This is a genomic window from uncultured Microbacterium sp. (genome assembly GCF_964244775.1).
In the GTDB taxonomy this organism is placed as follows: Bacteria; Actinomycetota; Actinomycetes; order Actinomycetales; family Microbacteriaceae; genus Microbacterium.
Genome location: NZ_CAXTJR010000016.1, coordinates 1 through 26,106, shown reverse-complemented (window position 1 = coordinate 26,106; position 26,106 = coordinate 1). Strand labels below are relative to the sequence as shown.

31 protein-coding genes and 1 tRNA gene are annotated in these 26,106 nt (G+C 67.9%); 18 read left to right on the top strand and 14 right to left on the bottom strand.

The genetic code is table 11. The features are described from left to right. The first annotated feature begins 130 nt into the window (after positions 1–130). Complete coding sequence (ispD, locus tag ACFE6Z_RS16145; RefSeq protein ID WP_375386728.1) at positions 131–1,354, top strand: 2-C-methyl-D-erythritol 4-phosphate cytidylyltransferase; 1,224 nt, start codon at positions 131–133, stop codon at positions 1,352–1,354. A gap of 312 nt (positions 1,355–1,666) precedes the next feature. Here the strand turns inward: ispD and ACFE6Z_RS16140 are convergent, their stop codons facing one another. Next, positions 1,667–2,137: a GNAT family N-acetyltransferase gene (locus ACFE6Z_RS16140; protein ID WP_375386727.1), complete on the bottom strand. Its 471-nt coding sequence runs from the start codon at positions 2,135–2,137 to the stop codon at positions 1,667–1,669. Continuing rightward, entirely contained in the window at positions 2,134–3,069 is a 936-nt protein-coding gene (locus ACFE6Z_RS16135) for a DMT family transporter (protein ID WP_375386726.1), read from the bottom strand. Before ACFE6Z_RS16135 ends, ACFE6Z_RS16140 begins: the two co-directional genes overlap by 4 nt. Positions 3,070–3,146: 77 nt before the next feature. On the opposite strand from ACFE6Z_RS16135, the gene cysS reads away from it, so the two are divergent. From cysS to ACFE6Z_RS16120, 3 genes are read left to right on the top strand one after another with little or no spacing between them, the layout of a single operon-like run. Then, entirely contained in the window at positions 3,147–4,619 is a 1,473-nt protein-coding gene (gene cysS, locus ACFE6Z_RS16130) for a cysteine--tRNA ligase (RefSeq protein WP_375386725.1), read from the top strand. Next, positions 4,609–5,601, top strand: coding sequence for a 23S rRNA (guanosine(2251)-2'-O)-methyltransferase RlmB (rlmB, locus tag ACFE6Z_RS16125; protein ID WP_375386724.1), 993 nt, complete (start codon positions 4,609–4,611; stop codon positions 5,599–5,601). Before cysS ends, rlmB begins: the two co-directional genes overlap by 11 nt. A gap of 18 nt (positions 5,602–5,619) precedes the next feature. After that, positions 5,620–6,261, top strand: a complete 642-nt coding sequence (locus tag ACFE6Z_RS16120) for an NAD(P)-dependent oxidoreductase (protein ID WP_375386723.1) — start codon at positions 5,620–5,622, stop codon at positions 6,259–6,261. Positions 6,262–6,276: 15 nt separating this feature from the next. Here ACFE6Z_RS16120 and ACFE6Z_RS16115 read toward each other — a convergent pair whose 3' ends face one another. Then, positions 6,277–7,584, bottom strand: a complete 1,308-nt coding sequence (locus tag ACFE6Z_RS16115; protein ID WP_375386722.1) for a DUF4032 domain-containing protein — start codon at positions 7,582–7,584, stop codon at positions 6,277–6,279. A 90-nt stretch (positions 7,585–7,674) separates the two neighbouring features. Then, positions 7,675–8,778, bottom strand: coding sequence for an ABC transporter ATP-binding protein (locus ACFE6Z_RS16110; RefSeq protein ID WP_375386721.1), 1,104 nt, complete (start codon positions 8,776–8,778; stop codon positions 7,675–7,677). 239 nt (positions 8,779–9,017) lie between these two features. On the opposite strand from ACFE6Z_RS16110, the gene ACFE6Z_RS16105 reads away from it, so the two are divergent. Both ACFE6Z_RS16105 and ACFE6Z_RS16100 read left to right on the top strand, forming a co-directional pair. Next, positions 9,018–10,004 (top strand): DsbA family protein, encoded by a 987-nt coding sequence (locus ACFE6Z_RS16105; protein WP_375386720.1) that lies wholly within the window; start codon positions 9,018–9,020, stop codon positions 10,002–10,004. Positions 10,005–10,137: 133 nt separating this feature from the next. Next, positions 10,138–10,210, top strand: a tRNA-Thr gene (locus ACFE6Z_RS16100). Positions 10,211–10,338: 128 nt separating this feature from the next. Here ACFE6Z_RS16100 and ACFE6Z_RS16095 read toward each other — a convergent pair. The 3 genes from ACFE6Z_RS16095 to ACFE6Z_RS16085 all read right to left on the bottom strand — a co-directional run bounded on the left by ACFE6Z_RS16095 (position 10,339) and on the right by ACFE6Z_RS16085 (position 13,163). Next, a complete protein-coding gene (locus tag ACFE6Z_RS16095; protein ID WP_375386719.1) occupies positions 10,339–10,596 on the bottom strand; it encodes a hypothetical protein in 258 nt (85 codons plus the stop codon). A gap of 377 nt (positions 10,597–10,973) precedes the next feature. After that, positions 10,974–11,222: a hypothetical protein gene (locus ACFE6Z_RS16090; protein ID WP_375386718.1), complete on the bottom strand. Its 249-nt coding sequence runs from the start codon at positions 11,220–11,222 to the stop codon at positions 10,974–10,976. Between the two features lie 570 nt (positions 11,223–11,792). After that, complete coding sequence (locus ACFE6Z_RS16085; protein WP_375386717.1) at positions 11,793–13,163, bottom strand: HEPN domain-containing protein; 1,371 nt, start codon at positions 13,161–13,163, stop codon at positions 11,793–11,795. Between the two features lie 437 nt (positions 13,164–13,600). Here ACFE6Z_RS16085 and ACFE6Z_RS16080 point away from each other — a divergent pair, with 437 nt between their 5' ends. Next, a complete protein-coding gene (locus ACFE6Z_RS16080) occupies positions 13,601–14,110 on the top strand; it encodes a hypothetical protein (protein ID WP_375386716.1) in 510 nt (169 codons plus the stop codon). 288 nt (positions 14,111–14,398) lie between these two features. On the opposite strand, the gene ACFE6Z_RS16075 is transcribed toward ACFE6Z_RS16080, so the two are convergent. Then, the gene (locus ACFE6Z_RS16075; RefSeq protein ID WP_375386715.1) at positions 14,399–14,782 is read right to left on the bottom strand and encodes a hypothetical protein; all 384 of its coding nucleotides are present in this window, start codon (positions 14,780–14,782) and stop codon (positions 14,399–14,401) included. After that, a complete protein-coding gene (locus ACFE6Z_RS16070; protein WP_375386714.1) occupies positions 14,779–14,970 on the bottom strand; it encodes a type II toxin-antitoxin system HicA family toxin in 192 nt (63 codons plus the stop codon). Before ACFE6Z_RS16070 ends, ACFE6Z_RS16075 begins: the two co-directional genes overlap by 4 nt. Positions 14,971–15,351: 381 nt before the next feature. Between ACFE6Z_RS16070 and ACFE6Z_RS16065 the strand changes: the two genes are divergently transcribed. Beyond that, complete coding sequence (locus ACFE6Z_RS16065; RefSeq protein ID WP_375386713.1) at positions 15,352–15,897, top strand: RNA polymerase sigma factor; 546 nt, start codon at positions 15,352–15,354, stop codon at positions 15,895–15,897. A 2-nt stretch (positions 15,898–15,899) separates the two neighbouring features. Next, a complete protein-coding gene (locus ACFE6Z_RS16060) occupies positions 15,900–16,397 on the top strand; it encodes a hypothetical protein (RefSeq protein WP_375386712.1) in 498 nt (165 codons plus the stop codon). A 69-nt stretch (positions 16,398–16,466) separates the two neighbouring features. On the opposite strand, the gene ACFE6Z_RS16055 is transcribed toward ACFE6Z_RS16060, so the two are convergent. Beyond that, a complete protein-coding gene (locus tag ACFE6Z_RS16055; RefSeq protein ID WP_375386711.1) occupies positions 16,467–16,664 on the bottom strand; it encodes a hypothetical protein in 198 nt (65 codons plus the stop codon). A 311-nt stretch (positions 16,665–16,975) separates the two neighbouring features. Continuing rightward, positions 16,976–17,203, bottom strand: coding sequence for an RNA-binding S4 domain-containing protein (locus ACFE6Z_RS16050; RefSeq protein WP_375386710.1), 228 nt, complete (start codon positions 17,201–17,203; stop codon positions 16,976–16,978). A gap of 95 nt (positions 17,204–17,298) precedes the next feature. On the opposite strand from ACFE6Z_RS16050, the gene ACFE6Z_RS16045 reads away from it, so the two are divergent. The 4 genes from ACFE6Z_RS16045 (at position 17,299) to ACFE6Z_RS16030 (ending at position 20,289) form a co-directional block, all read left to right on the top strand. Further along, on the top strand, positions 17,299–17,874 hold the full coding sequence (locus tag ACFE6Z_RS16045) for a hypothetical protein (RefSeq protein WP_375386709.1): 576 nt from the start codon (positions 17,299–17,301) through the stop codon (positions 17,872–17,874). 67 nt (positions 17,875–17,941) lie between these two features. Continuing rightward, the gene (locus tag ACFE6Z_RS16040; RefSeq protein ID WP_375386708.1) at positions 17,942–18,670 is read left to right on the top strand and encodes a YcnI family protein; all 729 of its coding nucleotides are present in this window, start codon (positions 17,942–17,944) and stop codon (positions 18,668–18,670) included. Beyond that, positions 18,667–19,263, top strand: coding sequence for a copper resistance CopC family protein (locus ACFE6Z_RS16035; protein WP_375386707.1), 597 nt, complete (start codon positions 18,667–18,669; stop codon positions 19,261–19,263). Before ACFE6Z_RS16040 ends, ACFE6Z_RS16035 begins: the two co-directional genes overlap by 4 nt. Positions 19,264–19,314: 51 nt before the next feature. Further along, complete coding sequence (locus tag ACFE6Z_RS16030) at positions 19,315–20,289, top strand: DMT family transporter (RefSeq protein WP_375386706.1); 975 nt, start codon at positions 19,315–19,317, stop codon at positions 20,287–20,289. A gap of 14 nt (positions 20,290–20,303) precedes the next feature. Here the strand turns inward: ACFE6Z_RS16030 and ACFE6Z_RS16025 are convergent, their stop codons facing one another. Both ACFE6Z_RS16025 and msrB read right to left on the bottom strand, forming a co-directional pair. Beyond that, positions 20,304–20,870 carry a nitroreductase family protein gene (locus ACFE6Z_RS16025; protein WP_375386705.1) on the bottom strand — a complete coding sequence of 189 codons (567 nt, stop codon included), beginning with the start codon at positions 20,868–20,870 and terminating at the stop codon, positions 20,304–20,306. After that, complete coding sequence (gene msrB, locus ACFE6Z_RS16020) at positions 20,867–21,286, bottom strand: peptide-methionine (R)-S-oxide reductase MsrB (protein WP_375386704.1); 420 nt, start codon at positions 21,284–21,286, stop codon at positions 20,867–20,869. The genes ACFE6Z_RS16025 and msrB overlap by 4 nt, the downstream gene beginning before the upstream one ends. Positions 21,287–21,333: 47 nt before the next feature. Here msrB and ACFE6Z_RS16015 point away from each other — a divergent pair, with 47 nt between their 5' ends. The 5 genes from ACFE6Z_RS16015 (at position 21,334) to groL (ending at position 25,576) form a co-directional block, all read left to right on the top strand. Further along, complete coding sequence (locus ACFE6Z_RS16015; protein WP_375386703.1) at positions 21,334–22,449, top strand: DUF2332 family protein; 1,116 nt, start codon at positions 21,334–21,336, stop codon at positions 22,447–22,449. A 9-nt stretch (positions 22,450–22,458) separates the two neighbouring features. After that, positions 22,459–22,737, top strand: a complete 279-nt coding sequence (locus ACFE6Z_RS16010; protein WP_375386702.1) for a DUF3263 domain-containing protein — start codon at positions 22,459–22,461, stop codon at positions 22,735–22,737. Positions 22,738–22,781: 44 nt separating this feature from the next. Then, positions 22,782–23,375 (top strand): LytR C-terminal domain-containing protein, encoded by a 594-nt coding sequence (locus tag ACFE6Z_RS16005; protein ID WP_375386701.1) that lies wholly within the window; start codon positions 22,782–22,784, stop codon positions 23,373–23,375. A 144-nt stretch (positions 23,376–23,519) separates the two neighbouring features. Continuing rightward, complete coding sequence (locus ACFE6Z_RS16000) at positions 23,520–23,720, top strand: cold-shock protein (protein WP_018172554.1); 201 nt, start codon at positions 23,520–23,522, stop codon at positions 23,718–23,720. Positions 23,721–23,956: 236 nt separating this feature from the next. Further along, a complete protein-coding gene (gene groL / locus ACFE6Z_RS15995; RefSeq protein WP_375386700.1) occupies positions 23,957–25,576 on the top strand; it encodes a chaperonin GroEL in 1,620 nt (539 codons plus the stop codon). A gap of 68 nt (positions 25,577–25,644) precedes the next feature. Here the strand turns inward: groL and ACFE6Z_RS15990 are convergent, their stop codons facing one another. Further along, entirely contained in the window at positions 25,645–25,932 is a 288-nt protein-coding gene (locus ACFE6Z_RS15990; RefSeq protein WP_375386699.1) for a WXG100 family type VII secretion target, read from the bottom strand. Positions 25,933–26,106 lie beyond the last annotated feature (174 nt).

Here is a 26,106-nt window from a genome sequence, read left to right as displayed (position 1 = left end):
CTACAACGCCCTGCGTACCGACCTACTCAGCCCTTGACGGACTATAGGACCGTCCCGTTTAGCGGCGGTGGTCGAGTAGCGAGCTTGCGAGCGTCTCGAGACCCGCCGACGTCCGCGATAGCGTGAGCGCGTGAGCATCACCCCTCTTCCGCGCATCGCCGTCATCGTCGTCGCCGCAGGATCGGGCACGCGATTGGGCGCGCTCGGGCCCAAGGCGTTCGTCGGCATCGACGAGCACACGGTGCTCCGCCATGCGCTCGACGGCGTCTTCGCCGCGCCCTCGGCGCAGGTGGTCATCGTCGCCCCCGAGGGCCGCGAAGGAGACGCTCTCACCGACGCTCTCGCGGCGGCGGGAGAAGAACGCCGCGACCTCGTCTCGGTCGTCGTGGGCGGCGCCAGTCGTCAGGACTCGGTCACCGCGGGGCTTGCGGCGGTCTGGCCGGATGTCGAGGTCGTGCTCGTGCACGACGCCGCCCGTGCGTTCACGCCTCCCGAGGTCTTCGAGCGGGTCATCGCCGCGGTCGGCGTGGCGGCCCCGGGAGTCATCCCCGTGCTGCCCGTCGTCGACACGATCAAGCGCGTCGTGGGCGACGATGTGGTCGGCGGCGTCGATCGCGCCGAGCTGACCTCGGCGCAGACCCCGCAGGGCTTCGACCGCGCCATTCTGGATGCCGCCTACCGCGTCGCCGACCGCGAGTACACCGACGATGCAGCGCTGGTGGCGGCGGCGGGCCATCGCATCGCCGCCGTGCCCGGAGATGCCGCCGCGTTCAAGATCACCACGCCCGCTGACCTCGAGCGGGCGCGCGGGCTCGTGGCGCAGCATCCCGCCGCTCAAGTGCACGCCGCTCATGCGCACGCCTCTCTGGATCACGCGCCGGTGGTGCCGCGGGTCGGCATCGGCACCGACGTCCACGGCATCGGAGGCGACGGCCCGCTCTGGCTCGCGGGCCTCGAATGGCCGGGGGAGCCGGCTCTGGCCGGTCACTCCGACGGCGACGCGGTGGCCCACGCGATCGTCGATGCGCTGCTGGCGGCTGCCGGGCTCGGCGACATCGGCACGCACTTCGGCACCGATCAGCCCGAGTTCGCGGGAGCGCACGCGGCGGCGTTCCTCGGCCGCACGCTCGGCCTGCTGGGCGAGGCGGGGTGGCGAGTGGGCAACGTGTCCGTCCAGGTGCAGGCCAATCGGCCGCGCGTGGGCGCACGCCGCGTCGAGGCTGAGGCGGTGCTGTCGACGGCGCTGGGCGGAGCATCCGTCTCACTGTCTGCCACCACGACCGACGGGCTCGGCTTCACCGGGCGCGGTGAGGGCGTGTCGGCGTTCGCCGTCGCACTCATCGTTCCCGCCTGATCGCTGCTGCTGCTGGTGCTGCTGGTGGTGTCGGCGTTCGCCGACGTGTCCGCCAGATGGTCGGTCGGGCATCCCATGTCTGCCAGCTGGCAGACACGCGATGGGATGCTCGCGCCCGGCCGTGCCGGTGTCGTGACCGATGTCCGCCGGATGGTCGATCGCGCCGGCTATGTCTGCCAGCTGGCGGACACGGGATGGGATGCTCGCACCGGGCGGTGCCGGTGTCGTGACCGATGTCCGCGGGATGGTCGATCGCGCCGGCTATGTCTGCCAGCTGGCGGACATGGGCCGCACCTCGCCGCGAGGACGCGCTCAGAGGCCCCGGGTCATGAAGGCCGAGAACGGATCGTCGGTGTAGCTCTCGAACGGTCCGCACGAGACGAAGCCCTCGCTCGCGTAGAGCCGGTGCGCGGGCAGGAACTCGTCGGAGCGGCCGGTCTCCAGCCACAGGCTCGACATGCCGCGCTGGCGCGCCGCGGCGATGATGTGGCGCAGCAGCGCGCGACCGACGCCGCTGCCGCGGAAGCGGTCGTCGACGCGCATCGACTTGATCTCGCCGCGAAGGTCGTCGAGCCGCGCGAGCGCTCCGATGCCCGCGAGCTCGCCACCGATGCGCGCCGACCAGAACGTGATGTCGGGATGCCGGAGCCGATCGAGGTCGAGCGCGTGCACGCTGCCCTCGGGCGACGTGTCGTGCATGCCGGCCAGGTGGAACGCGATGAGGGCGACGGTGTCTGAGCCGGTGAGGTCGTCCACCCGGATCTCGATCTCGGCCAAGTTCATGCCTCCACAGCGAACGGCTTCGCATCGCGTGGCGACCGCGACCCCCACGCGAGCAGTGCGAGGCCGCAGGCCAGCACGACCAGCCCCAGGATCGCGAGCAGCGAAAGCCGTTCACCCAGCACCACGATGCCCAGGATGCTCGCGGTCAGCGGTTCGCCGAGGGTCAGCGTCGCGGCGGTCGCTGCCGTGAGGCCGTTCAGACCCCACGTGAACATGACGTAGGCGATCGAGATCGTGGCAAGGCCCAGCCACAGCGCCATGACCAGCCCTGCGGTCGTCGTGAACCACGAGACGTCGACGAACGGGAGCACGACCACCGACAGGGCCGCCGAGCTCGCGCCCATGGCTCCGACGACGGTGAAAGGATCCCACCCCGAGTCCAGCAGCCGCCGCTGCGCGTTGGCGATCACGGCGAACGATGCGCCCGCGCCGATGCTGCCCAGGATGCCGATCGGGTCGGTGCCGCCGGTGCCGCCGGCTTCTCCGCCGAATCCGAGCAGCACGACGCCGATCGTGGCGAGGCCGGTCGCCAGCATCCACACCCCACTCGGAACCCGGCGCGTGAGCATCCACTCGAGCAGCCCGGCGAGGATCGGCGCCGACCCGAGGGCCACGACGGTGCCGACCGCGACGCCGTTGCGGGCCGTGCCCAGGAAGAACAGCGGCTGGTACAGCGCGAGGCAGAACCCGGTCAGCACCATCAGCGAGAGGGGACGGATGCTCAGCCTCGGCCGTGCCGGAGCATCCAACGGCAGGCGGGCACGCTGCCGCCAGGCCAGCAGGAACGCGAGCAGCGCGAGCCCGGTGCCCCCGATCACCATCCGCATGACGCCGATCGACAGGGGCGTCGTGCCGTCGGGGCCGAGGGCCTGCGACGTGCCGGTCGTGCCGAACAGGAGCGCGGCGGCGAGGACGGCGAAGACGTGAAGCACCCTACAGTTCTACCGGCCTTCCCTCCGTATGACTGCACAACCAGGTCGCGCGCATGCCTCGCCGGTAGGCTGGTGCGGTGACGGTCCGGCTCTACGACACCAAGGCGCAGACCCTGCGCGACTTCGTGCCGAGCGACCCCGACAACGTCACGATCTACGTGTGCGGCCCGACGGTGCAGTCCGGTCCGCACATCGGGCACCTGCGCGGCGCGCTGGCGTTCGACATCCTGCGTCGCTGGCTCGAGTACCGGCATGGCCGCGTGACGTTCGTCCGCAATGTCACCGACATCGACGACAAGGTGCTCGTCAACGCGACCGAGACCGAGCCGTGGTGGGCACTCGCCTACCGCATGGAGCTCGAATTCTCGGCAGCGTATGCCGCGATCGGCATCCGGCCTCCGACGTACGAGCCGCGGGCGACCGCCTCGATCCCGCAGATGCAGGTGCTGATCTCCCGGCTGATCGACGCCGGTCACGCGTACGCGGCGGCGGATCACTCGGATGCTGTCGGCGACGTGTACTTCGACGTACGGTCGTGGCCGGCCTATGGCGAGCTGACCAACCAGTCGATCGACGCGATGGAGCCTGCGGGCGACGCGGATCCGCGCGGCAAGCGCGACCCTCGCGACTTCGCCCTCTGGAAGGGCGCCAAGCCGGGCGAGCCGTCGAGCGCGATCTGGGATTCGCCGTGGGGGAGCGGGCGTCCCGGCTGGCACATCGAGTGCTCCGCGATGTCGCGCCGCTACCTCGGCCCCGAGTTCGACATCCACGGCGGCGGGCTCGATCTGCGCTTCCCGCACCACGAGAACGAACTCGCCCAGTCGGCCGCGGCCGGCGATGGGTTCGCCCGGTACTGGGTGCACAACGGCCTGGTCACCGTCGATGGTCAGAAGATGTCGAAGTCGCTTTCGAACTTCGTGCTCGCCGACGATGTGCTGCGCGAGCGCGACCCGCTCGTGGTGCGCTATGCGCTCGCCGCGGCGCACTACCGCTCGAACCTCGACGTCTCGGACAAATCGTTCGAAGAGGCGGATGCGGCGATCGATCGGATCCGGACGTTCCTGCAGCGTGTGACCCGCAGTGGCGACTTCGGCTGGGTCTCGTACGGCAACCCCGATTTCGAGGCGGCGATGGATGAAGACCTCGGCGTGCCTCAGGCGCTCGCCGTCATCCACGCCCGCGTGCGCGAGGGAAACACTTCACTGGATGCCGGAGACCTGGAATCGGCTCGGGCCATCGCCGGTGAGGTATCGGTCATGACCGGCATCCTCGGCATCGACCCGCTCGATGAGCAGTGGTCGACGAAAGACGATTCGGCCGAGGCATCCGCTCTGGATTCCCTCGTGAAGACGATGATCGCGCAGCGCGCCGCCGCGCGCGCGGCGAAGGACTGGGGGGGAGCCGATCGCATCCGCGATGCGATCGCGGCTGCGGGCATCGTGCTCGAAGACACCCCTGACGGAACACATTGGAATGTCGCAGACATTCCGTCCCGCGCAGCGGGACCGACGGGGCACAGCCCCGCGAGAGAGGAAACCGATGGCCGGTAAGCCGGGGCGCCCAGGCGCCAGTAGAAGCCCGCGCAAGGGGCCCGTGAAGGGCACCGGCGGCAAGAACAAGCGATCGCTCGAGGGCCGGGGGCCGACGCCGAAGGCCGAAGACAGGGCATGGCACCCCGCCGGCAAGCGGAAGGCTGCTCAGGAGCGCTACGTCGCGGCCGGAGGCAGGGGCAAGCCCGCCTGGCAGCCGCAGTCGCGCCCTCGCGCCGCGAAGAAGGACGACGACACCGAGACAGTCACCGGCCGCAACTCGGTGCTCGAGGCGCTGCGGGCCAAGATCCCGGCCACGGCGTTCTACATCGCCCAGCGCGTCGAGATGGACGACCGCGTCAAAGAGATGCTGTCGATCGCGACGCACCGGAACATCCCCGTTCTCGAGGTCACCCGCCCCGAGCTCGACCGCATGGCCGGGTTCGACGGTGTGCACCAGGGTGTGGCACTCAAGGTGCCGCCGTACGAGTACGCCCACCCGCACGATCTGCTCGAGCAGGTCATCGACGCCGGCCACCTGCCGCTGTTCGTCGCCCTCGACGGCATCACCGATCCGCGCAACCTCGGAGCCATCATCCGTTCCACCGGCGCCTTCGGCGGGCACGGCGTGATCGTGCCGCAGCGCCGGTCGGCGAGCGTCAACTCGGCGGCATGGAAGACCAGCGCGGGAGCGGCCGCCCGCATCCCCGTGGCGATCGCACCGAACCTCACCTCGACGTTGAAAGACTTCAAGCGCCAGGGCGTGTTCATCCTCGGTCTCGACGGCGGGGGCGACATCTCCCTGCCGGCGCTCGAACTCGCCGACCGCCCGGTCGTGATCGTGGTGGGCTCGGAGGGCAAAGGGCTCTCGCGCCTGGTCACCGAGACGTGCGACCAGATCGTCTCGATCCCGATCGAGGCGGCGACCGAGTCGCTCAACGCCGGGATCGCCGCATCCGTCGCCCTGTACCAAGTCTCCACGACCCGCGCCGCCCAGGCGTAGAAACTCGAAAGGATCACCATGGCCCGCATCGCCGTCATCGGAGGAACCGGCTACGCCGGACGCCACATCGTCGCCGAGGGCGTGAGCCGCGGGCACACCGTGGTCTCGGTCGCCCGCTCGGTTCCCGGCGAGCGCGTCGAGCACGCGACCTACATCGAGGAGTCGCTGCTGGACGTTCCGACGCTCGTCGCCCAGATCGACGGCGTCGATGTCGTGGTCATCGCCGTCCCCGCGCGCGGAGAGTTGCTCGGCAAGCTGCGCGAATCGGTCGCCGAGCTCGTCGCCTCGCTCGCCCCGAACGTGCGCGTCGGCGTGGTCGGCGGCGCCGGCGGGAGCCTCGTGGCCCCGGGCGGACCTCGCCTCATCGACGGCGCGGACTTCAACGACGAGTGGAAGCCCGAAGCGTTCGAGGCGATCGGCATCCTCGACGACCTGCAGTCGGGCGCCGCGGGCCGCGACTGGTTCTACATCCACCCGGCGGGTGGGTTCGGCGCGTGGAACCCGGGCGAGCGCACGGGGCACTACCGTGACGGCGGCGAAGTGATAGTGACGGATGCTGAGGGTCAGTCCTTCATCTCAGGAGCCGATCTCGCGGTCGCGGTGATCGACGAGATCGAGAATGAGAAGCACTCCCGGGAGCGGTTCACCGTCGGCTACTGACGCACGACCGGATACTCAGACGAGGTCGCGCCAGTCGACCTGTTCGTCGTCGTCATCGACGGTGACGACCGAGCCGGTGATCACCGGGAGCGACATCGTCTCGGTGGCGGGGCCCATCACCGTGGCCTCGTCGCGGCGGTGTCGCAGGACATCGTCGATGTAGGAGGTCAGCACCTCCGCGAGCGGCACCGAACGGCCGCGCGCCTGCGACATGTACCAGCGGTGCTCGAGCACCTGGTGGTACACCTCGGCAGGCTCGAGCTTGGCGCGCAGATCGAACGGGATCGCCTTGACGACCGGCTCGAACGCGCGGGTGAGCCACTCGTGGGCCACCATCTCCTCGTCGGCGCCGAGGCGTGAGATGCGGGCGCTGAACTCGTCGAGGTCGTTGAGCAGGCGACGCGCCTGGTTCTCTTCGACGTCGAGCCCGGTCAGGCGGATGAGGCGCCGCTGGTGGTGTCCGGCATCCACGACCTTCGGCTGGATCGAGACCTTCGTGCCGTCGGCGCGCGCCTGGATCGACATCTCGCCGATGTCGAAGCCCAGTTCGTTGAGCTTCTGCACGCGCTCGGTCAGGCGCCACGCCTCGTCGGACGCGAAAGTCTCCTGATCGGTCAGCGCCGCCCACAGCGAGCGGTAGGACGACATGATTCCGTCGGCGACGGCGACAGCATCCACTCCGCCTTCCAAGCGCCCACCCGCTTCGAGGTCCATGATCTCGCCCGCGATGTTCGTGCGTGCGATGTCGAGATCGTGTTCGCGCTGCCCGGCGGTGAGGCCGCTTTCGTGCAGTTCGCCGGTCTCGGCGTCGACCAGGTAGGCGGCGAACGCACCGGCGTCTCGGCGGAAGAGGGTGTTCGAGAGCGACACGTCGCCCCAGAAGAAGCCGACGTTGTGCAGGCGTACGAGCAGGGCCGCGAGTGCGTCCACGAGTCGCGTGGCGGTGTCGGGGCGCAGCACCTGGGTGAAGAGGGCCCGATAGGGGAGTGAGAACTTGAGGTGCGAGGTCACCAGCGCTGCCGGAAGCGGGTCTCCCCGCTCGTCTGTGCGGCCGGCGATGACGGCCACCCGGTCGACGCACGGGGCATCGAGTCGCGCGAGGTTGCCGAGCATGTCGTACTCGCGGCGGGCCATCTCTTCGGTCGTCTCCTTGATGGCGACGACGCGTCCCGAGAGATTGGCGAAGCGAACCAGATGGCGCGAGATGCCCTTCGGGAGGAAGACGATGTTGCTGCTCGTCCACTCCTCGAGGGGCGTGGACCACGGCAGCGTCAGCAGGCCTGCATCGACCGAACTCGCGGTGATGCTCAGCGTGTCCGCCATCTGATTCCCCCTGGAAACGCCGCGGCGCGGGCGGGTCCGAGACCCGTCCGCGCCGCTGCGTCGTTCTTTTTCACGCCGAAGCGCTGGTCATTACGCCGAAGCGATGGCCCTGTCGGTCAGACGCTCGCCGCTCTCGACGTCGAACACGTGCACGTGTCCGGGCAGGGCTGCGAGGGTCACCGTCTCGCCCGCGAACGGGTGACGGCGGCCATCCACGCGCGCGACGATGTCGGTGCGCTTGCCGTTGAGGTCGGCGTGGCCGTACAGGTAGCCGTCTGCTCCGAGTTCCTCGACGAGGTCGACGACCACCGAGATGCCCTTGCCGTCGGCTGGACCGACCTGGATGTCTTCGGGGCGAACGCCGACCGTGACCGCCGAGCCCTGGGCGCGAGCCAGGGTGTCGGCCTCGATCCCGACGACGGAGGTGCCGAACTGGATGCCGCCCTCGGTGAGGTCGGCGGCGAACAGGTTCATCGCGGGCGAGCCGATGAAGCCGGCGACGAACACGTTCTTCGGCCGCTCGTACAGGTCGCGCGGCGTGCCGACCTGCTGGAGGAGCCCGTCCTTGAGGACCGCGATGCGGTCGCCCATCGTGAGGGCCTCGGTCTGGTCGTGCGTGACGTAGACGGTCGTGACGCCCAGGCGGCGCTGCAGCGACGCGATCTGCGTACGGGTCTGCACGCGGAGCTTGGCGTCGAGGTTCGACAGCGGCTCGTCCATGAGGAACACCTGGGGCTGACGCACGATCGCGCGGCCCATGGCGACGCGCTGACGCTGGCCACCCGAGAGGGCCTTCGGCTTGCGGGTCAGGTACTCCTCCAGGTCGAGCAGCTTGGCGGCCTCGAGCACGCGAGCGGCACGCTGTTCCTTGCCGATGCCGGCGATCTTCAGCGCGAAGCCCATGTTCTCGGCGACCGTCATGTGCGGGTACAGCGCGTAGTTCTGGAAGACCATCGCGATGTCGCGATCCTTCGGCGGGATGTCGGTGACATCGCGGTCGCCGATGAGGATGCGGCCCGAGTTGACCTCTTCGAGGCCGGCCAGCATGCGCAGCGAGGTGGACTTTCCGCAGCCCGACGGGCCGACGAGGACCAGGAACTCGCCGTCGGCGACTTCGAGGTTGAGCTTGTCGACCGCGGGGCGGGTGCCGCCGGGGTACAAGCGGGTTGCATTGTCGAACGTGACAGATGCCATGGTTTTCTTCTCCTTCACCGGCAGGTACGTGCCGGACGATCCGTAGTGATGGAATGAGCGGGGGCTTGTCCCGCACGTCCGCCGTTGGACGCCTCCCCATTATGTCACGGTCCTCGCCGAGCCCGCGTCTGGGGATTTCCCAGCCTGCCTGGTTAGCATCGTCGAGGCCGCCTTCCCGTGCGGCCGTGCCGAATCAGGCATGCCGGATCACCCCGGCTCCGCGTCTTTCAAGAGGTTCCATGTCAAGCGACGAAACACCCCAGCCGCCTGCTCCGCAGGATCGGCGTGAGGCCGTCCGCGAGAAGGCGCAGCAAGTGCAGGCGAAGCAGTCACGCGCACGCGTGATCCGCCGCGTCGCGGTGGGTGCCGGTGTCGTCGCCGTCGTCGCAGTCGCCGCCACCGTCGTCACCTGGGCGTTCGCGTCTTCCGCCAAACCGCAGCTGAGCCCGGCCAACGTCAACAACGACGGATTCACCGTGACCAGCGTCGCCGGCGTCGCCGTCGACACCACGACCGGTACGGCACCCGACGCCGACGCCACCGCTGCGCCCTCTGCGACCGCGTCGCCCTCCGCCGTCGCGCCGAGCCCCTCCACGACCACGACCGCCGCGCCCGCCGTCGACATCCGCGTGTACGTCGACTACCTGTCGTCGGGCTCGCGCGACTTCCAGATGGCGAACGTGCAGCAGCTGTCGAAATGGGTGAGTCAGGATGCTGCGACCCTCACCTACTACCCCGTCTCGATGCTGACCGCCAAGTCGAACGGCACGAAGTACTCGCTGCGTGCCGCCAGCGCAGCGGCCTGTGTCGCCACGCACGCGCCCGACAGCTTCTTCGCGTTCAACGACGCGCTCCTGCGCAAGCAGCCGGCGGTCGATTCCGACGGTCTCAGCGACGCCGACCTCGCGGCCCTCGCGATCGGGTCGGGCGCCTCTGACCCGAAGGCCGTGCGCACGTGCATCGAGACCGAGTCGTTCGCCTCATGGGCGGCCGGCGCGACCGATCGTGCGCTGCAGGGTCTGCCCGACACCGACTCGGTGACGCTCACCGCGACCCCGACGGTGCTCGTGAACGGGATGCCGTACGTCGGCAAGCTCGACGATCCCAAGGAGTTCGCGCAGTTCGTGCTCACGATCGCGAGCGACGCCTACTACCAGGCCGCATCGCCGACGCCGACCGCGAGCGGCCGAGCGACGGCGTCGCCCACGCCGACCGCGACCCCCTGAGCCGCCTCCGGTCCCTGAGCCGGTTTGCGGTCCCTGAGCCGGTTTACGGTCCCCGAGCCTGTTTACGGTCCCTGAGCCTGTCGAAGGGTCGCGCGTCGAGCGCAGCATCCGGCATCGATAGAATGAGAACCCTGCCGACTTGGCGCAATTGGTAGCGCACCTAACTTGTAATTAGGGGGTTACGGGTTCAAGTCCCGTAGTCGGCTCTGATGAAAGCCAGGTCAGACATATAGTCGAGAGCCTCATCGAACGGCGACCAAGCGCGCTTAATGCCCTCTCTCGAGCTATCCGCTAGCTAAAGGTCGGAGGTTGGGTGCCTGCGGGCAGCGGCTGGTCAGGCCCAGTCGCCTAAGCCGAGGAGTGCCGGCCCGCCAATAACGACCCCGACCGCGACCATACCTGCGCCGATGATTCGGACGAGGACAATTCCGGCGAGACTGGGTGGCTGATCGACGGGGTGGAGGGAAAGCCCCGATCGCACCAAATTACGTCGGCGCCAACGGAGGGCAGTCGCTGCCTTGAAGATGAGCGCTATGCCGAACGCCGCACAGATCGCGGAGGAGATGACGGTATAGATGGTGAACGGTTCCACGGGCTCACTCTAGATTGGCGACCGCGACACCGGCCCTGATCGCCCCGGGGCGCGCAAGCTCGGCGCCACGGGCGGCAAGGCGTACAGGTGCTCAATCCGCGCGCGCCACAGCTTGCGCAGCGTCCCCGGCTCAGGGTCGGCGATTGTCCCCCAAACCGGGTGGCCGCCCGATGAGCGCCCTCTGCGCTGGCATAGCCGACAGCGTCGGCCACCTGCTTCCATGTCTTTTCCATGGCCCGAATCTGCCAGCCCTCGGCGGCTCGCTGCATCGCGTCGGCACGCTTGACCGGCGTTCTCGTCCTTTGCTCATCAATTGCCATGCGGCCGAGGTTAGCGGAAATCAGACATGGCACAAGCACGATTGCGAGCCTGCATACTCAGGAGGGGGGCGGCAGGACACCAGACACGACGAGCACGATGAAGGTGATGCCGACGACGACAAAGACGATGCCCCCGATGCGATTCCACCAGATGCGGAACGCACGAGTATGCGGCGGAGGCTGGCGTCTGCGCCATGTCTGGCTCTCGGAGAGACGGACAAGCGCTTCGGGTTTGGCCGCCACGAACAACCCTGCCCCAACAGCGAGTAGCCCCCACAGCAGGATGAAGATCGCGGGACCGGACACGGCAACAACGCTAGTGCTGGCTCGGTGGTCTCGGCGCACTGCCACGCGCCTGCGCCCTCGACGGGCGTATACATCACCGCATGCCCGAGCGATGGACCCCGTACCCAGCGCGCCCGGCGTGAAGCATTCGTCGCGCGCGTCGCCCACTACCGCGCTGAGGGGTTGATCTGACCCCCGTCAGGTTCCGGGCAGGTAGAGCCCCACGCGCTCGCGACGGTCGAGATCTGCCCACCTACGAGCGTGATCATCGCGTTCGGGATATTTGACCTCCACACGTGATCGAGCGCGCGAAAGCGGTTTCCTCTGCGGGCAACGCGATGGTCTCCAGGGGGATCTAACGAGCGTCGGGGCGATGGGCGGGACGTCGCAGATGACACTGTCCTGCAACGTTGGGCACGAGGCTGAATCGTGACCGAGTCGACCAGTGCCTTCGCGAGCGTCGAGAAACCTAGGTCGTGGCATCCACGTCGCAGAACGTGCCGGCTCCGGCGCGAGAATGTGGCTCTCCGATGTCTGGGCGCCGCCGGAGCCGCGGTCTGTCCTGAGCGTCGCGTTGTCCAGTGAACGAGCCTAAGCCTCGACGCGCAGCACATCCCGTGCGGCGCGTTGCTGCGTCTCCGCAGAGAGCCCTAGCTCGGACATGAGAACCAACGAGAGCACCGCCGTCGTCACTCGCTCCAACCGGAAGATGTCTTCGTCAGTCGACTCGTTTCCCGTGTGTGCTAAGAGGTTGCGAGCATCTCGGACTTGACGTGTCCACCGCTCGGTGTCAGGCACGATAGCCGCCATCGCCAAACGATCAGGCTTGGATGCGAGCGACGCTAGTCGTTCGCGAAAGCTCGGCGAGTTTCGCAGGCGCTGGCGGGCCCATTGGCGCTCGATTGGGTCATCCAGCGCACCGAGCACAGCCTCCCGGATGCGCTCGAAGTCAGCTGTCGATAGTTCCGTCTCGTCGCCGTAGAGAGAGCTGTGGAGCGTTTCAGCGGTGATCGCGGCGAGCAGAAGGCGAACCTCCGTATAGGTCGGACGAGAATAGCGAACGCCGAAAAGTACATTGCACGCTTCGGGGGCCTTCCGACGAAGTGCCAACCATCTCGGTACCAACTCTTCGAACGGCTGGTCTCGACAACTGAACAGGAATCGCCAGTCTGCAGTCGCCGTTTCCGAAGGGCGTGCAGTATGAGTACGCGATCCATAGCAATCAACTCGTCGCTCGTATTCAAACGTTGTCCCGTCCACGTCGCGATGTGGGATGGGATCCTTATGCACAAGTGTTAGTCCGATCTGCCCAGACGCCTCGCCGGATGCCAAAGTCAGAAGGTCCATCAGCTCCAAGACCACTCCGTGGAAGTCCACTGCGCGGACCGGATCTGACGCGCTGATCACGAGGTAAGGACCCAATTCTCCAGTGATTGCGAGACGCGAGCGCTCTGTTTCGACGTGGAAGGGCTGTGCCAGCACGCGGGCAGTGATGGTCCACCCATCGACCGTGCACGTTCGCGGTTCAGGAGGCCGAGTCTTCGCCGTCTCGACGCCGAGGTCTTCTGATCGCTCCACCAACCGATCGAGCGCCAACCAGCTCGCTAAGTGCTCGAGCGTCAAGATCGCCGCCGTAAAGGCGGCCTCCTCGTCGCGAACGTGGACACCGATCAGCGCTTCGTGCACGTGAATGTCCTGGCGGCCGCCTGAATGGCCCGCGAGCCCATCTCCGCGAATCGTGAAACAGTCGAGGAGCGTGATCGGCTTGCCCTCTGCCTCACCATGAAGGATGGGGACTCGATCATTGAATATTCCATGCGTCGGATCCTCCGGGCGTAGGTCCAGGCCACCGATGAGTTGCAATTCACATCGGCCGTCCTCCGCGACGGTCAGTTGTCCTGGCGAGGGAACATCAGGCCTGGACGGTAGCCACCAGTATCCGCGGAAGGATTTCGCCTGCACGAGGTCAGTCTGCCGTAGGACACCGGGGCCATCGTCGCCGAACTCTGTGCGCATGGCGATTGCCGCGAACCCGATCCCGCACACGCAGCGCGTGGTTCGCGCGCATGACGCGCCTTCACTCGAGGTCGATGCATCGGACGTTGGGCGGGCCGCAGCGATTTTCGTCGCGAAGAGGACGGCGTTGCTGTAAGCATGCCTCCTCATCACCGGGCGCCCGCCCATCATCATTTTTCACCAGGAGTCCCGATGTTCACGCACGGTTCTAGAGTCACTGTCTGGCCTATCAAAGGGGTCGGTCTCCCCGTGCTACGCGGCCTCGTCGTCGACGACGGCGAGGTCGGCATGAAGATCAGCTATCTACTTGAGGATCGCGCCGGAAAGGCTCTCGTGCCATGGACGTCAATCGCGCGCGTCGAACTTCACGAGGTGGTTACTCCATGACCACTCGCGTGACCCTGCCCGTCGAGCCTGGGGCGAATCCAGCAAGTGCCTTCATCTACTCAGAATCCCCGCGGCCCGGGATTCTGATCTCAAACGCAGCCGAGATGATCAGGATCGCGGACTCGCTAATTGAGGCGGCGCTCCTGTCGCACGCACCCAAAGGTGTGCCGGACGTGTTTCACCTTGAGCTTCTCGTCGCGGTCGTGCGCAGACACCCGAGGATGCTGGATCGCGTCGAGGATCGCATCCCGTTTCCACTCGGCATGGTCGGCAGACGATGCTCGATGCCGGTCGAGGTTGGCGTGAGGTTTGACGGAACCGGGTTGCGGGTGATGATGCCGTCGGCAATGGCGGTGTTGAGGATCACTCGAAGGAGGCGGGCTTCCCCGCTCGCCGCCGCCGTCGCCGCCGTTGCTGCGCGGCCTTCGCGCCACTGGCGAACGATGGCCGGCGTGATGTCGGCCAACTTCATGTCGCTGAACATTGCGAGACCCGTGCGAATCTGACGCTCGTACTCCGTGCGCGACTTGGGTCGCAGGGGAGCACCTGTGCCGTTCCGGCGCGGAACGACCCACTTCGTCGCGTAGCGGCTGAATCGGGAGGCTTCTGCCCTTAAGTGCCTCACTTGCGACGCGCTCGTGCGCCCAGCGGGGGATTCCCATTTGCCGTCCTGCAAGGCGTACAGGTGCTCCATCCGCGCGCAGCTTGCGCAGCGTCCCCGGCTCAGGGTCGGGGGATTGTCCCCCCTTCCACCTTCGGGTGGGAGGGGGTCTTTTCGTCGTTCTAGGGGACCGTCAATGCTTGACGAGCTGCTCCACGCGCTGATGTGAGATCTGCATGATTGCCCCGATTTCGCGGTAGGAGAGTTCCTGGGCGGCGAGGTTCCGGGCGAGTTGGCGGGTCATCTCGGCGGCCGCCGTCTCCGCGTCTCTCGCGGCTACACGTTGGATCTTGATGTCCTCGAGTAGCTGGGTGACGTGCTCGACTGTGCCGATGCTTTCAGCGTGGACGTGGATGTCGAACGAGTCGGCGGGAACGTCGAGTGTGACTGCGATGTATTCACGCGCCGCGTCATGGGCTTCTTTGATCGAACGGGCTTGGGTGAGGCCGTCGACCTCAGGGATCGATACCATCCACCACTTGCCCTCGCGGGTGAGTTCGACGTCGTAGGTCTTCACTCTGCCTCCTTGATTGCGGTGAGGATCTTCCGGTAGACACCGGGGGAGATCGTGCGGTGTCCGTCGGGGACGGTGATGCTCACGGCACCCTTGACCCAGACGCTGTGCGAGCCGCTCGTCCGGGCCGATTCGAAGCCCGCGTCACGGAGTTGCTTCTCCACCTTGCGGGTGGGCTGCTCGCTTACCATGATATTAGTCTATCCCCCCTGGACGGCTCAAGTCAAGGGGGGATAGACAAACGGATAGATTCGAGTGCGCGCTCGTCCTCCCACGTTCGCAGGTGGGGTCTCCGACCTGCGTGATCGGATCCGTGCACAGAGGATCTTGCCCCATGCGCCGGCTCGCTCCCGTGGTACTCATCGGTCAGAGTAGAAATTCCTCGGCCCGAGTCATCCTGAGTATGTGCTCGTGGAACCGCAAATGCATCGACGTCTCGGGTCGAAACGTGAGTCGGCATCTGCCATCTTCCGGTCATCATGAGGGGCCGCCCGCGGACGGTCGCGTCGAAAACTCTTGGCAAAGTGAGACGAACCCCCTGCGGCTGCACATGTAGAAGTGAGGGAGGTGACATGTCGAACGACGAACTGGTTGTGAACCGACTGCGGGACGGCGATGCGAACGCACTAGCTGAGCTGCACCGCACCCATATCAAGTCCGTCTACTGGGCGGCTTATCGGGTGCTGGCCGATCACGCGGAAGCGGATGAAACCGCTCAGGACGTGTTCCTCACGCTCTGGCATAAGAGACGATCCGTTGAGCTCTACGGAGAGTCGGCGCTGCCATGGCTGCTGACGACTGTTCGGTATTTGTCCCTCAATCGCAAGCGAGCCCGGAGCCGTCTCCGCGCGCGAGAAGTCTCCTTCGACTTCGACATGCCGCTCGAGAACGACCCGCTCACGCTCCTCGGGCGAGCGGAGGACGCGAAACGGCTGCGGGACGCGATCAAGGATCTCTCGCGGACGGACGCGGCGATCGTTTCGCTGTGCCTCGTGAACGGTCTGACCTACAAGGAGGCCGCAGTCCGTGTCGGCGTGTCCCATTCGACGGTGCGGAATCGACTATCACGTGCGCGCTCAAAGCTCAGAGACGCCATCGACACCGGTACGGAGGGATAGCAATGTCAATCGAAGAGGAAAACTATCCCACCGACGCTGATTTCGAAGCCATGACGCAACGACTCCTCGCGAAGGTGCACACCGAGAGGACCCGCAAATTCAAGATCTCTAAGATGCGCGCGGGGATCATCATCGTGGCGGCGCTGGCATCCGGGGCTGTGGCGACCGGGGCTGTGTGGTACTTCATCTCCGATGCGCAGAAGAACCTCTCGGCTAGCTGCTACGCCACCGACGATGCGGCATCGTACGCGCTCGGGGTTGGGGCGGTGAGCGACACCGGCCAAGATCGTGTGCAGCTGGCCCTGGACAACTGCGCCTTCGCCTGGTCTCACGATCTAGTGCGTGAAGGAAGGCAGCCGCTGGATGACCCCGGACACCCGGTGCCGCCGCTCGTGGCATGTGAAACCACCTTCGGCACCCTGGTGGTGTTCCCCACCGACCGGCGGGAAGTCTGCGCTGATAACGGTTTCAAGCCGATCGAGGTGGGCGAGGACAAGTGAGGCGACGCACATGGCCTCTCGGACGGCCCGCTCCAGACCGACCGCTGCGGCGTCGTCTCTACCCTTGAATCACTGGCTCGGCGCCTCTTCCGGATTGCCCGGGCGCACCTGCGCGTCGTCGCGGATGTCGATGCGGGTGATGCCGTCGTGATGAGTCACATCGATGCGAGGAGCCGCGTCCGCTTCGACGGCGTGTGGCGCGGCGAGCAACTGATCACGCCGCTTCTCCTCGTCCGACATGCCGGTGTCGCCAAAGTTCTGATCCATGATTCTCCGTTCCTCGAACCGATCGATGCAGTTCGACGCCGTCGGCTTCGCGGATCACGCTAGGTCGCTCGCCGGCCTAGCGCTGTGGGCTTGACAACCAGGAGGACTCACCCCGCGGACGCGCGCTTCGGGCGCTGCCCCGAGCAGATACGGAAGAAGCGGCTGCATCCCGCTTCCGCTCGAATTTTCTACCATCTCCGGCGGACGATAAGATCGTCGCGTTGGGGGGACGCGCAATCTAGGCGCCTCGCAGGTGCAATTCCTGAGTCCTCCACCATTCAGTCGGGCCGCGATGCCCAGTCCCGACGTCCTCACGGGCCGACGCGGAACCTGCGCCCCTCGAAGCTGACGACATCGCCGAGCTGCAGCTGTCGTCCGCGGCGGCGATCGACCTCGCCGTTCACACTCACGAGACCGTCGGTGATCGCCTCTTTCACGCTTCCACCGGTCTCCAGGAGCCCCGCGAACTTCAGGAACTGCCCGAGACGGATGCTGTCGCCGCCGATCGGGACGTCGTCGATCGCACCCGGGTTCACCATGCCCAGATGCTAGCGGCGTTTCGTCTCGTCTCGCCGTGCTCGCGCAAGGATCGAGGGTGTCGTGCGTCAGTAAACTGAGTCGCGGGGGTGCGATGGTGTCGCGGTCAGGTCGGGCGGTTCGCGCATGGCGCGGCGCTGCCGCCGCCGCGATCGCGACGTTCTTCGCGACGGTCTCGCACTCCGAGGCCGATCGTCACTTCCCGTCGTGGTGGGGCGTCGCCCTCGCGCTGGCGATCGCGACTCCGGTGTGCGTCCTGCTCGCCGCGCGCGGATTCTCGTGGTGGCGCGTTTCAGCTGGAGTGCTCGTCAGCCAGGCGCTCTTCCACGCGATCCTGTCGCTCGATCTGAGCGGGTCGGCTGCAGCATCCACGGGCCACCTCCACCAGCTCACGGTGATCTCCGCCCCCGCCGCGCACCTGGCGGCGACGCCGGGCATGTGGATGGCGCATGCTGTCGCTGCCGTGTGCACGATCCTCGTCTGGGGTCGTGGCGAGCAGGCCGCCCGTGCGCTCTGGGAGCTCGTGCGCACACCGTTCCGGTTGGTGCTCGCTCCGACCGGCGCCCCGCCCGCGTGGTCCGCGCCCCCGGTCGCTGCCCCCTTCCACCCGCTTTCGGAGCATCTCGTCGTGCTGTCGGTGATGAGGAGACGCGGACCGCCGTTCGCGGTGTAGTCCCTCTTCCTCTCATTCCTTGCGCACGCCGTGTGGCGGCGCGCGCCGACAGAAAGCAAGCATCCGCATGTCTGAAAAGCACGTCATCCGCGCCATCGTGGGCACCGCCGCCGGCCTCGCCCTCGCGATCGCCGTTCCGCTGGCGGCCTCCGCGCACGTCACAGTGAACCCGAACACTGCCGATCCCGGCAGTTACAAGAGTGTGCAGTTCCGCGTTCCGAACGAGTCCGAGACCGCGTCGACCATCCGATTGGAGGTGCAGCTGCCCACCGACACGCCGTTCCTGAGCGTGCTGTACGAGCCGGTTCCGGGCTGGACGGCGACGATCACGGAGAGTCCCCTCCCGACCCCGGTGGTCGTCGAAGGGAACACGATCACGCAGGCCGCCACGAAGATCGTCTTCGAAGCGGTCGATGGCGGCATCCATCCCGGTCAGATGCAGAACTTCACGGTGTCGCTCGGCCCGGTGCCCGAGGTGGGGAGCATCCTGCTGCCTGCGATCCAGACCTACGACGACGGCACCATCGCGGAGTGGACCTCGACTCCTGCCGAAGTCGCGGCCGACGAGACCCTCGAGCCCGCGCCCGTCCTCTACGTGCAGGATGCCCCGCCCAGCGCCGCGGAACCGGCCAGCGCGCCGAGCGCAACGCCTGACGCGGCCGCGCCGGTCGCAGCATCCAACGATCCTGCCGCCGGGATCGCACTCGGCCTGAGCATCGCAGGACTCATCATCGCCGCCGGCGCCGCCGTGCTCGCGGCGATCGCGGTTGCTCAGGGAAGGAAGAAGGTCTCGTGACCTTACGTCGCAGGGCGACTGTCGCGATCGCGGGGCTCGCCCTCGCGCTCGCGGCGGTCGCGCTCGGCGCGTCCGCCGCGTCGGCGCACGACTCCCTTGTCGATGCGACGCCCGCCGAAGGCGAGACAGTGACCTCGCTCAGCGAGGTGCACATGGAGTTCAGCGGCGACCTGCTCGGAGCCGACGAAGGCGCCGACATCGTGCAGGTGATCGACGCCGCCGGATCGCATTACGAGACGGGATGCGCCGCAGTGGCCGGTCCGGTGATCACGATGCCCGTCGCGCTCGGCGCGGCCGGCACCTACACCGTCCAGTGGCGGATCGTCTCGTCCGACGGCCACCCCGTGGCCAAGGCGTACACGTTCGACTACGCGCCCGCAGCGGGCGAACCCGTTGCGCAGGGCACCGAGGCGTCGGCATGCGCCTCCGCCGTCGCCGCCGCGGCAGCCGACCCGGAGAGCAGCAGTACGCAGGGGAGCGGCCCCGACCCGATCCTGGTCGGGCTGCTCATCGGCGGAGTCGTGATCGTCGGCATCATCGTCGCCGTCATCATGATCCTCCGGCCCCGCAAGAGCGAGGCAGACGCGTCCTGAACGTCGTCGGTTCTCCAGGATGATGTGGGGAGCGAGGGAAAGAGGAGCGACGTGCAGACCGAGGCATCCCGTGCCCGCGTGCCCCTGTGGGCGGCGCTTGCCGGAGCCGTGCTGGTGGGTGTGCTGACGGCGCTCCAGGCGCGCATCAACGGTCAACTCGGCGTGCGGCTCGGCGACGGATTCACGGCCGCGGTCATCTCGTTCGGTTCGGGGCTCGCGATCCTGATCCTCCTCTCCTTCCTCCTCGCGGACGGGCGACGTGGTGCCGCGCGGCTCGTGCGTGAGGTGCGTGCGCGCCGGATTCCCTGGTGGATGCTGGCCGGCGGCGCCGCAGGAGCCTTCACCGTCGCGACCCAGGGGCTGGCGGTCGGGCTCATCGGCGTCTCGCTCTTCACGGTCGGGGTCGTGGCCGGGCAGACGGTGTGCGGACTGGTCCTCGACCGCACCGGCTACGGCCCGAGCGGTGTCGTCGCGGTGACGGTGGGGCGCCTGATCGGCGCCGCGCTCGCGCTGGTCGCCGTGGCGATCTCGCTGGGCGGCGGCTTGGCAGGCATTCCGCTGTGGATGCTGGTGCTCCCGTTCCTCGCCGGCGCGGGCATCGCGTGGCAGCAGGCCACGAACGGCCGACTGCGGGCACGCGTGGGCACACCGCTGACCGCGACGCTCGTCAACTTCGCCGGAGGCACCGCGATCCTCGCGGTGGCCGCCGGCATCCGCATCGCGATCACGGGGCCGCCCGCCGCCTTCCCGACCGACCCGTGGATCTACCTCGGGGGCGCGGTCGGGGTCGTGTACATCTTCCTGTCGGCCGCGCTGGTCGCCTACACGGGGGTGCTGCTGCTCGGGCTCGGCTCGGTGGTCGGACTCCTGATCACGGCGATCGTGCTCGACGCACTCTGGCCCGCCGCCGGCGACCAGAGGCTCGTCCGCGAAGCGATCACGGTCGGCATCGCTCTGATCTCGGTCGTGGTCGCAGTCGTCCCGTGGCAGCGGGCCACGCGGCGCCTCCGGCGGCCGAGCGCCTAGCTTTCGCCCAGCGCCTAGCTCTCGTCGAGCGCGCTGTTCTTGCCGCGCGGCATGCGCGACAGGTGGTGGCGCGCGTCGACGGCCTTGCGCCTGCCCGGCCGAGTGCGCGGCGGCTTGCCACCGACGTACAGCCACCCGAGCAGCTCTTCGTTCTTCTCGAGCCCGTGCGCCTTGGCGACCGGCTTACTGCGCGTGTAGTGGCCGGTGCGCCACAGCACGCCCCATCCGGCGTCGTCCAGCAGCAGGCTGAGCGTGTGCGCGACGCCCGAGGCGACCGCCTCCTGCTCCCACCGCGGCACCTTGTCGCTCTTGCGGTAGCTGGCCACGACCGCGATCAGCAGGGGAGCGCGCAGCGGTTTGCTCGAGCTGCCGTCGTGGCCCTCGGCCTTGTTGATCGCGCGTCCGAGCCTGTCGCGGTCGGCCCCGCGCAGTTCGATCAGGCGCCACGGACGCAGCGACGAGTGATCGGCGACGCGACCGGCGGCCGAGACGAGGGTGATCAGCTCTGCGCGGGTGGGCGCAGCATCCGTCACCTTCGACCACGACCTGCGCGCGGCGACCGCCTCGAGCGCGCCGGTCACGCCTCGGCGTCCGGAGCGAAGGCGAGCGAGACCGAGTTCATGCAGTACCGGTCGCCCGTAGGCGTGCCGAAGCCGTCGGGGAAGACGTGTCCGAGGTGCGAGCCGCAGTTCGCGCAGCGCACCTCGGTGCGGATCGTCCCCATGCTGCGGTCTTCGAGGAGTTCTACGGCCTCAGGGCGCACCGACTCGTAGAAGCTCGGCCAGCCGCAGTGCGAGTCGAACTTCGTGCCGCTGCGGAACAGCTCGGCCCCGCACGCCGCGCACGTGTAGAGCCCGGCGCGGCTCTCGTCGAGCAGCTCGCCCGTCCAGGCGCGCTCGGTCGCCGCCTGCCGCAGCACCGCGTACTGCTCGGCGTCGAGTTCGGCGCGCCACTGCGCGTCGGTCTTGGTGACCGCGTAGTGCGTGTCGTCTGCCATGGGGTCCTCCTTCTTCGGTCCTGCGCCCGCCGTGTGTCGTGAGGGGCGTGAAGGATCGGTCCCCTCTATTCAACCCGACGCCCGGCGGCCGCGTCTCGGCTCGGCCCCCGTGGCACTGGGTCTTCGCCCAGAATGGGCGGATGGACCCGGATGCTGCGGCCGCCGTCGCGGCCCGCTACGCCCGCTTCGCGGCCGACGAGGCGCCCGGCCGGTCGCCGCTGTACGCCGAGTGGGCGGCGGGCGTCGCGTCCGACACCGTCGTCGCGGGCATCCTCGCGCGGATCGCGCCGACGCACCGCCAGCCGCCGCTCGTGTTCGCCGTCAGCCGGCTGCGCGGAGCGCCCGAGAGCTCTTACCCGCGATGGGCCGAGTGGATCCGCGCTCACGCGGACGCGGTGGTCGACGAGTGCGGGCGGCGGAGCATCCAGACCAATGAGCCGCTGCGGTGCGCGGCGCTCCTGCCGGCACTCGGGCTGGTGGAGGGGCCGATCGCGCTGCTCGAGCTGGGCGCCAGCGCCGGGCTGTGCCTCTACCCCGACCGCTATTCGTACCGCTACATCCACGGCGATGAGGTCGTGCGCGTCGACCCGATCTCGGGGCCGTCGGCGGTGGAACTGGAGTGCGAGCTGCGCGGGGAGCTGCGTCCACCCGTGCTCGCGCCGCCCGAGATCGTCTGGCGTGCAGGCATCGATCTGGCGCCGCTGGATGCTGCATCCGCCGATGACCGCAGATTCTTGACGACGCTCGTGTGGCCCGGCGAGACAGGCCGCGCCGATCGCGTGCAGGCGGCGCTCGACATCGTGCGGCTCGACATCCTTGCAGGCGACCCGCCGGTGCTGGTGGCGGGCGATGCGACCGACCCCGACCTGCTCGCCCGGGTCGCGGCGATGGCGCCGCGCGACGCGACCCTCGTCGTGACAACGCCGGGAGTGCTGCCGCACATCCCGCGCGAGGGGCGCGAGCGGCTGATCGAGGCCGTGCGGAGCCTGGACGCGGAGTGGATCACGATCGATCCGGCCGGACTTCATGGCGGGGATGTGCCCCTGGATCCGGGGGAGTGGGACGGGGTCGTCCTGGGGCGGGGAGGCAGGCCGATCGCGGTGGTCGACCCGCTCGGCGGTTTCGTGGAGTGGCGCGACGGCAGGTCTTCCGACGCGGGATAACGTGAAGTCGTGCCCTCGACCGACCCTGCTGAAACGACCGACGAGCTGTCGGCGCGCGAGAGGGCCATCCTCGATTTCGAGGCGGCGTGGAGCCGGCACGTCGGCGCCAAGGAAGAAGCCATCCGCGCCGAGCTGGGGCTGACACCCGCGCGGTACTACCAGCTGCTCGGTCGACTGCTGGATTCGGCCGCCGCCGTCGTCTATGACCCCATGCTGGTCAAGCGGCTCCGCCGCATCCGCGATTCGCGCGAGCAGGCGAGGCTCGCCCGGTCGTCCGCCGCGCGCTGAGAGCCCCGACATCGGCCCATCGAGCGGCCGGGTAACATCGGGGGGTGCCGAATTCGACCTACCCGAAGGATCGCTTCGACGACCTTCCTTCGGCGCCCGGCCGAGTCGGTGCGCATCGTGCCGAGAATCCCCACATGCGGGGCGGGGTCGTGTTCCTCTGGGCACTGGCCGCCACGATCGTGCTCATCGCCCTGGGCATCTTCGGCACGCTCATCGTCTCGGGCAAGGTGACGCTCTTCCCGACGCCGACGCCGAGTGCCACCCCGACGCCGGTGGTGACACCTGTGATCGACACGACCTACACCGTGCTCGTGCTCAACGCGACACCCGAGACCGGGCTCGCAACGCAGTTCCGCGACAAGATCGTGGCCGCCGGCTGGCCGGCCGACAACGTCTCGGCCAGCGGTGCGGGCTCGACCGACTTCCCGACCACGACCGTCTACTACGCACTCCCGTCGGATCAGGCCGCCGCTCTCGGTCTCGCCCAGGTGGTCGGCGGCGCCGCGGTCGCGCAGAGCAACGCGTACCAGGCGACGGATGACCCCGGCACTCCCGATGACGAGAGCCAGGCCAAGCAGCTGACCGTCGTGATCGGCGTCGACAGCACCACTTCAGGCAGCCCAGCGCCCACTCCATAGGCCGTCCGAAGGCGCAATTTCGGGGCGTGTGTTTCACCCCGGTAAACAGTTCGATGCACGCGCGTCAACAGTGGCCCGAGACGCGGTTTCGCCGTTCTCGGCGTGCATACGATGACCCTGTCCCACCAGCACAGGAGAGATCGCATGACCCAGGGCACCGTCAAGTGGTTCAACGCCGAGAAGGGCTTCGGCTTCATCACCGTCGCGGACGGCCAGGATGTGTTCGTGCATTACTCGAACATCGACATGTCGGGTTTCCGCGTGCTCGAAGAGGGGCAGACGGTCGAGTTCACCGTCGGCGCCGGCCAGAAGGGGCCGCAGGCCGAATCTGTCCGCGTCGTCTGACGGCGGCATCCTGCGCCCTTCGCTCGCAGGGGGCGTGCGAGACCTCGGCTCGCGGGGTCGTGCGCGACCTCGGCTCGCGGTGACCATGCGCGACCGATGACGCTGCGTGGCAGCATCCCTCCCGTGGCTTGCACTCGCATGGGTCGAGTGCCAGAATGGATTAGCACTCGTTATTGTCGAGTGCTAATGACCATTCGCTACGTCCGGACGAGACGTCCGGGAGGGACGACACACACATGGCAAAGATCATCGCTTTCGACGAGGAGGCCCGTCGTGGTCTCGAGCGCGGCCTGAACATCCTGGCTGACGCCGTCAAGGTGACACTCGGCCCCCGCGGTCGCAACGTCGTGCTCGAGAAGAAGTGGGGCGCCCCCACGATCACGAACGACGGTGTCTCCATCGCCAAGGAGATCGAACTCGACGACCCGTACGAGAAGATCGGTGCGGAGCTCGTCAAGGAGGTCGCCAAGAAGACCGACGACGTCGCAGGTGACGGCACCACGACGGCTACGGTCCTCGCTCAGGCGCTCGTCAAGGAAGGCCTCCGCAACGTGGCCGCCGGCGCCGACCCCATCTCGCTCAAGCGCGGCATCGAGAAGGCCGTTCAGGCCATCTCGGACGAACTGCTCGCTTCTGCCCGCCCGGTCGAGTCGAAGGAGCAGATCGCCGCTACCGCGTCGATCTCGGCCGCTGACCCCACCATCGGCGCGCTGATCGCCGAGGCGATCGACAAGGTCGGCAAGGAAGGCGTCGTCACCGTCGAGGAGTCGAACACGTTCGGCACCGAGCTCGAGCTCACCGAGGGTATGCGCTTCGACAAGGGCTACATCAACCCCTACTTCGTGACCGACCCGGAGCGCCAGGAAGCGGTCTTCGAAGACCCCTACATCCTGATCGCGAACCAGAAGATCTCGAACATCAAAGACCTGCTGCCGATCGTCGACAAGGTGATCCAGGAGGGCAAGGAGCTCGTCATCATCGCCGAGGACGTCGAGGGCGAGGCGCTCGCGACTCTCGTGCTCAACAAGATCCGCGGGATCTTCAAGTCGGCGGCCGTCAAGGCTCCCGGCTTCGGCGACCGTCGCAAGGCCCAGCTGCAGGACATCGCGATCCTCACCGGTGGTCAGGTCATCACCGAAGAGGTCGGCCTCAAGCTCGAGAACACCACGACCGACCTGCTCGGCCGTGCGCGCAAGGTCATCATCACCAAGGATGAGACCACGATCGTCGAGGGTGCGGGCGAGTCCGAGCAGATCGAGGGTCGCGTGACCCAGATCCGCCGCGAGATCGAGAACACCGACAGCGACTACGACCGCGAGAAGCTCCAGGAGCGTCTTGCCAAGCTCGCCGGTGGCGTCGCCGTCATCAAGGCCGGCGCGGCGACCGAGGTCGAGCTCAAGGAGCGCAAGCACCGCATCGAGGACGCCGTCCGCAACGCGAAGGCTGCCGTCGAAGAGGGCATCGTCGCCGGTGGTGGCGTGGCGCTCATCCAGGCGGGCAAGAACGTCTTCGCGACGCTCGACCTCACCGGTGACGAGGCGACAGGCGCGAACATCGTCAAGGTCGCCATCGAGGCTCCGCTCAAGCAGATCGCGCTGAACGCCGGTCTCGAGCCGGGCGTCGTCGCGAACACCGTTGCCGGCCTGCCGATCGGACACGGCCTGAACGCCGCGACCGGCGAGTACGGCGACCTGTTCGCACAGGGCATCATCGACCCCGCCAAGGTCACGCGCTCGGCGCTGCAGAACGCAGCCTCGATCGCCGGTCTGTTCCTGACGACCGAGGTCGTCGTGGCAGACAAGCCCGAGCGGGCTTCCGCTCCGGCCGGCGACCCCACGGGTGGCATGGACTTCTAAGTCCCGCCTCATCCTGCAGAGCGGCCCCTCCTTCGGGAGGGGCCGTTCTGCGTTCCCGCGGTGTCGATTCAGCGGAACAGACTCAGGTTGAGCTGCTCGGCATCGGCGTACTGTCGGCCGGCCGAGGCCAGCGCCGCGCTGATGCCGGCCAGGGTCTCTTCGACCTGACGCTGCGTCGCGCGCCACTGATCGATGTTGGCCTGGAAGGCGACCGCGGCCATGCCGGTCCACGAATGCTGCAGCAGCGTGAGCTGCGCGAGCATCGCGTTCGAGTCGGCCTGGAGTCGATCGATCGTCTGGCGCACGGCGGAGGTGGCGGAGAAGACAGCGTCGCTGTCGACGGAGAAGGCGGACATGGGGGTTGCTCCTTCGGTTCGGGATGCTGTCACGCTACGAGCACCGGAGTGCCGAGGCATCCGTCTCCACAGTCTTCGCGAGCGTCCGCTCTCGCGTGCGCCGTTGGGGAGGAACCTGTGCCGCAATGCACCCTCGGTTCCCGCAATGCACCCTCGGTTCCCGCAATGCACCCT

Bases quoted from the DNA above. Each gene is read 5' to 3' on its own strand.
- ACFE6Z_RS16140 (WP_375386727.1), bottom strand. From the start codon at position 2,137: ATGAACTTGGCCGAGATCGAGATCCGGGTGGACGACCTCACCGGCTCA.
- rlmB (WP_375386724.1), top strand. From the start codon at position 4,609: ATGGCCGGTAAGCCGGGGCGCCCAGGCGCCAGTAGAAGCCCGCGCAAG.
- ACFE6Z_RS16120 (WP_375386723.1), top strand. From the start codon at position 5,620: ATGGCCCGCATCGCCGTCATCGGAGGAACCGGCTACGCCGGACGCCAC.
- ACFE6Z_RS16115 (WP_375386722.1), bottom strand. From the start codon at position 7,584: ATGGCGGACACGCTGAGCATCACCGCGAGTTCGGTCGATGCAGGCCTG.
- ACFE6Z_RS16110 (WP_375386721.1), bottom strand. From the start codon at position 8,778: ATGGCATCTGTCACGTTCGACAATGCAACCCGCTTGTACCCCGGCGGC.
- ACFE6Z_RS16105 (WP_375386720.1), top strand. From the start codon at position 9,018: ATGTCAAGCGACGAAACACCCCAGCCGCCTGCTCCGCAGGATCGGCGT.
- ACFE6Z_RS16080 (WP_375386716.1), top strand. From the start codon at position 13,601: ATGACCACTCGCGTGACCCTGCCCGTCGAGCCTGGGGCGAATCCAGCA.
- ACFE6Z_RS16070 (WP_375386714.1), bottom strand. From the start codon at position 14,970: ATGGTAAGCGAGCAGCCCACCCGCAAGGTGGAGAAGCAACTCCGTGAC.
- ACFE6Z_RS16065 (WP_375386713.1), top strand. From the start codon at position 15,352: ATGTCGAACGACGAACTGGTTGTGAACCGACTGCGGGACGGCGATGCG.
- ACFE6Z_RS16060 (WP_375386712.1), top strand. From the start codon at position 15,900: ATGTCAATCGAAGAGGAAAACTATCCCACCGACGCTGATTTCGAAGCC.
- ACFE6Z_RS16055 (WP_375386711.1), bottom strand. From the start codon at position 16,664: ATGGATCAGAACTTTGGCGACACCGGCATGTCGGACGAGGAGAAGCGG.
- ACFE6Z_RS16050 (WP_375386710.1), bottom strand. From the start codon at position 17,203: ATGGTGAACCCGGGTGCGATCGACGACGTCCCGATCGGCGGCGACAGC.
- ACFE6Z_RS16040 (WP_375386708.1), top strand. From the start codon at position 17,942: ATGTCTGAAAAGCACGTCATCCGCGCCATCGTGGGCACCGCCGCCGGC.
- msrB (WP_375386704.1), bottom strand. From the start codon at position 21,286: ATGGCAGACGACACGCACTACGCGGTCACCAAGACCGACGCGCAGTGG.
- ACFE6Z_RS16000 (WP_018172554.1), top strand. From the start codon at position 23,520: ATGACCCAGGGCACCGTCAAGTGGTTCAACGCCGAGAAGGGCTTCGGC.
- groL (WP_375386700.1), top strand. From the start codon at position 23,957: ATGGCAAAGATCATCGCTTTCGACGAGGAGGCCCGTCGTGGTCTCGAG.
- ACFE6Z_RS15990 (WP_375386699.1), bottom strand. From the start codon at position 25,932: ATGTCCGCCTTCTCCGTCGACAGCGACGCTGTCTTCTCCGCCACCTCC.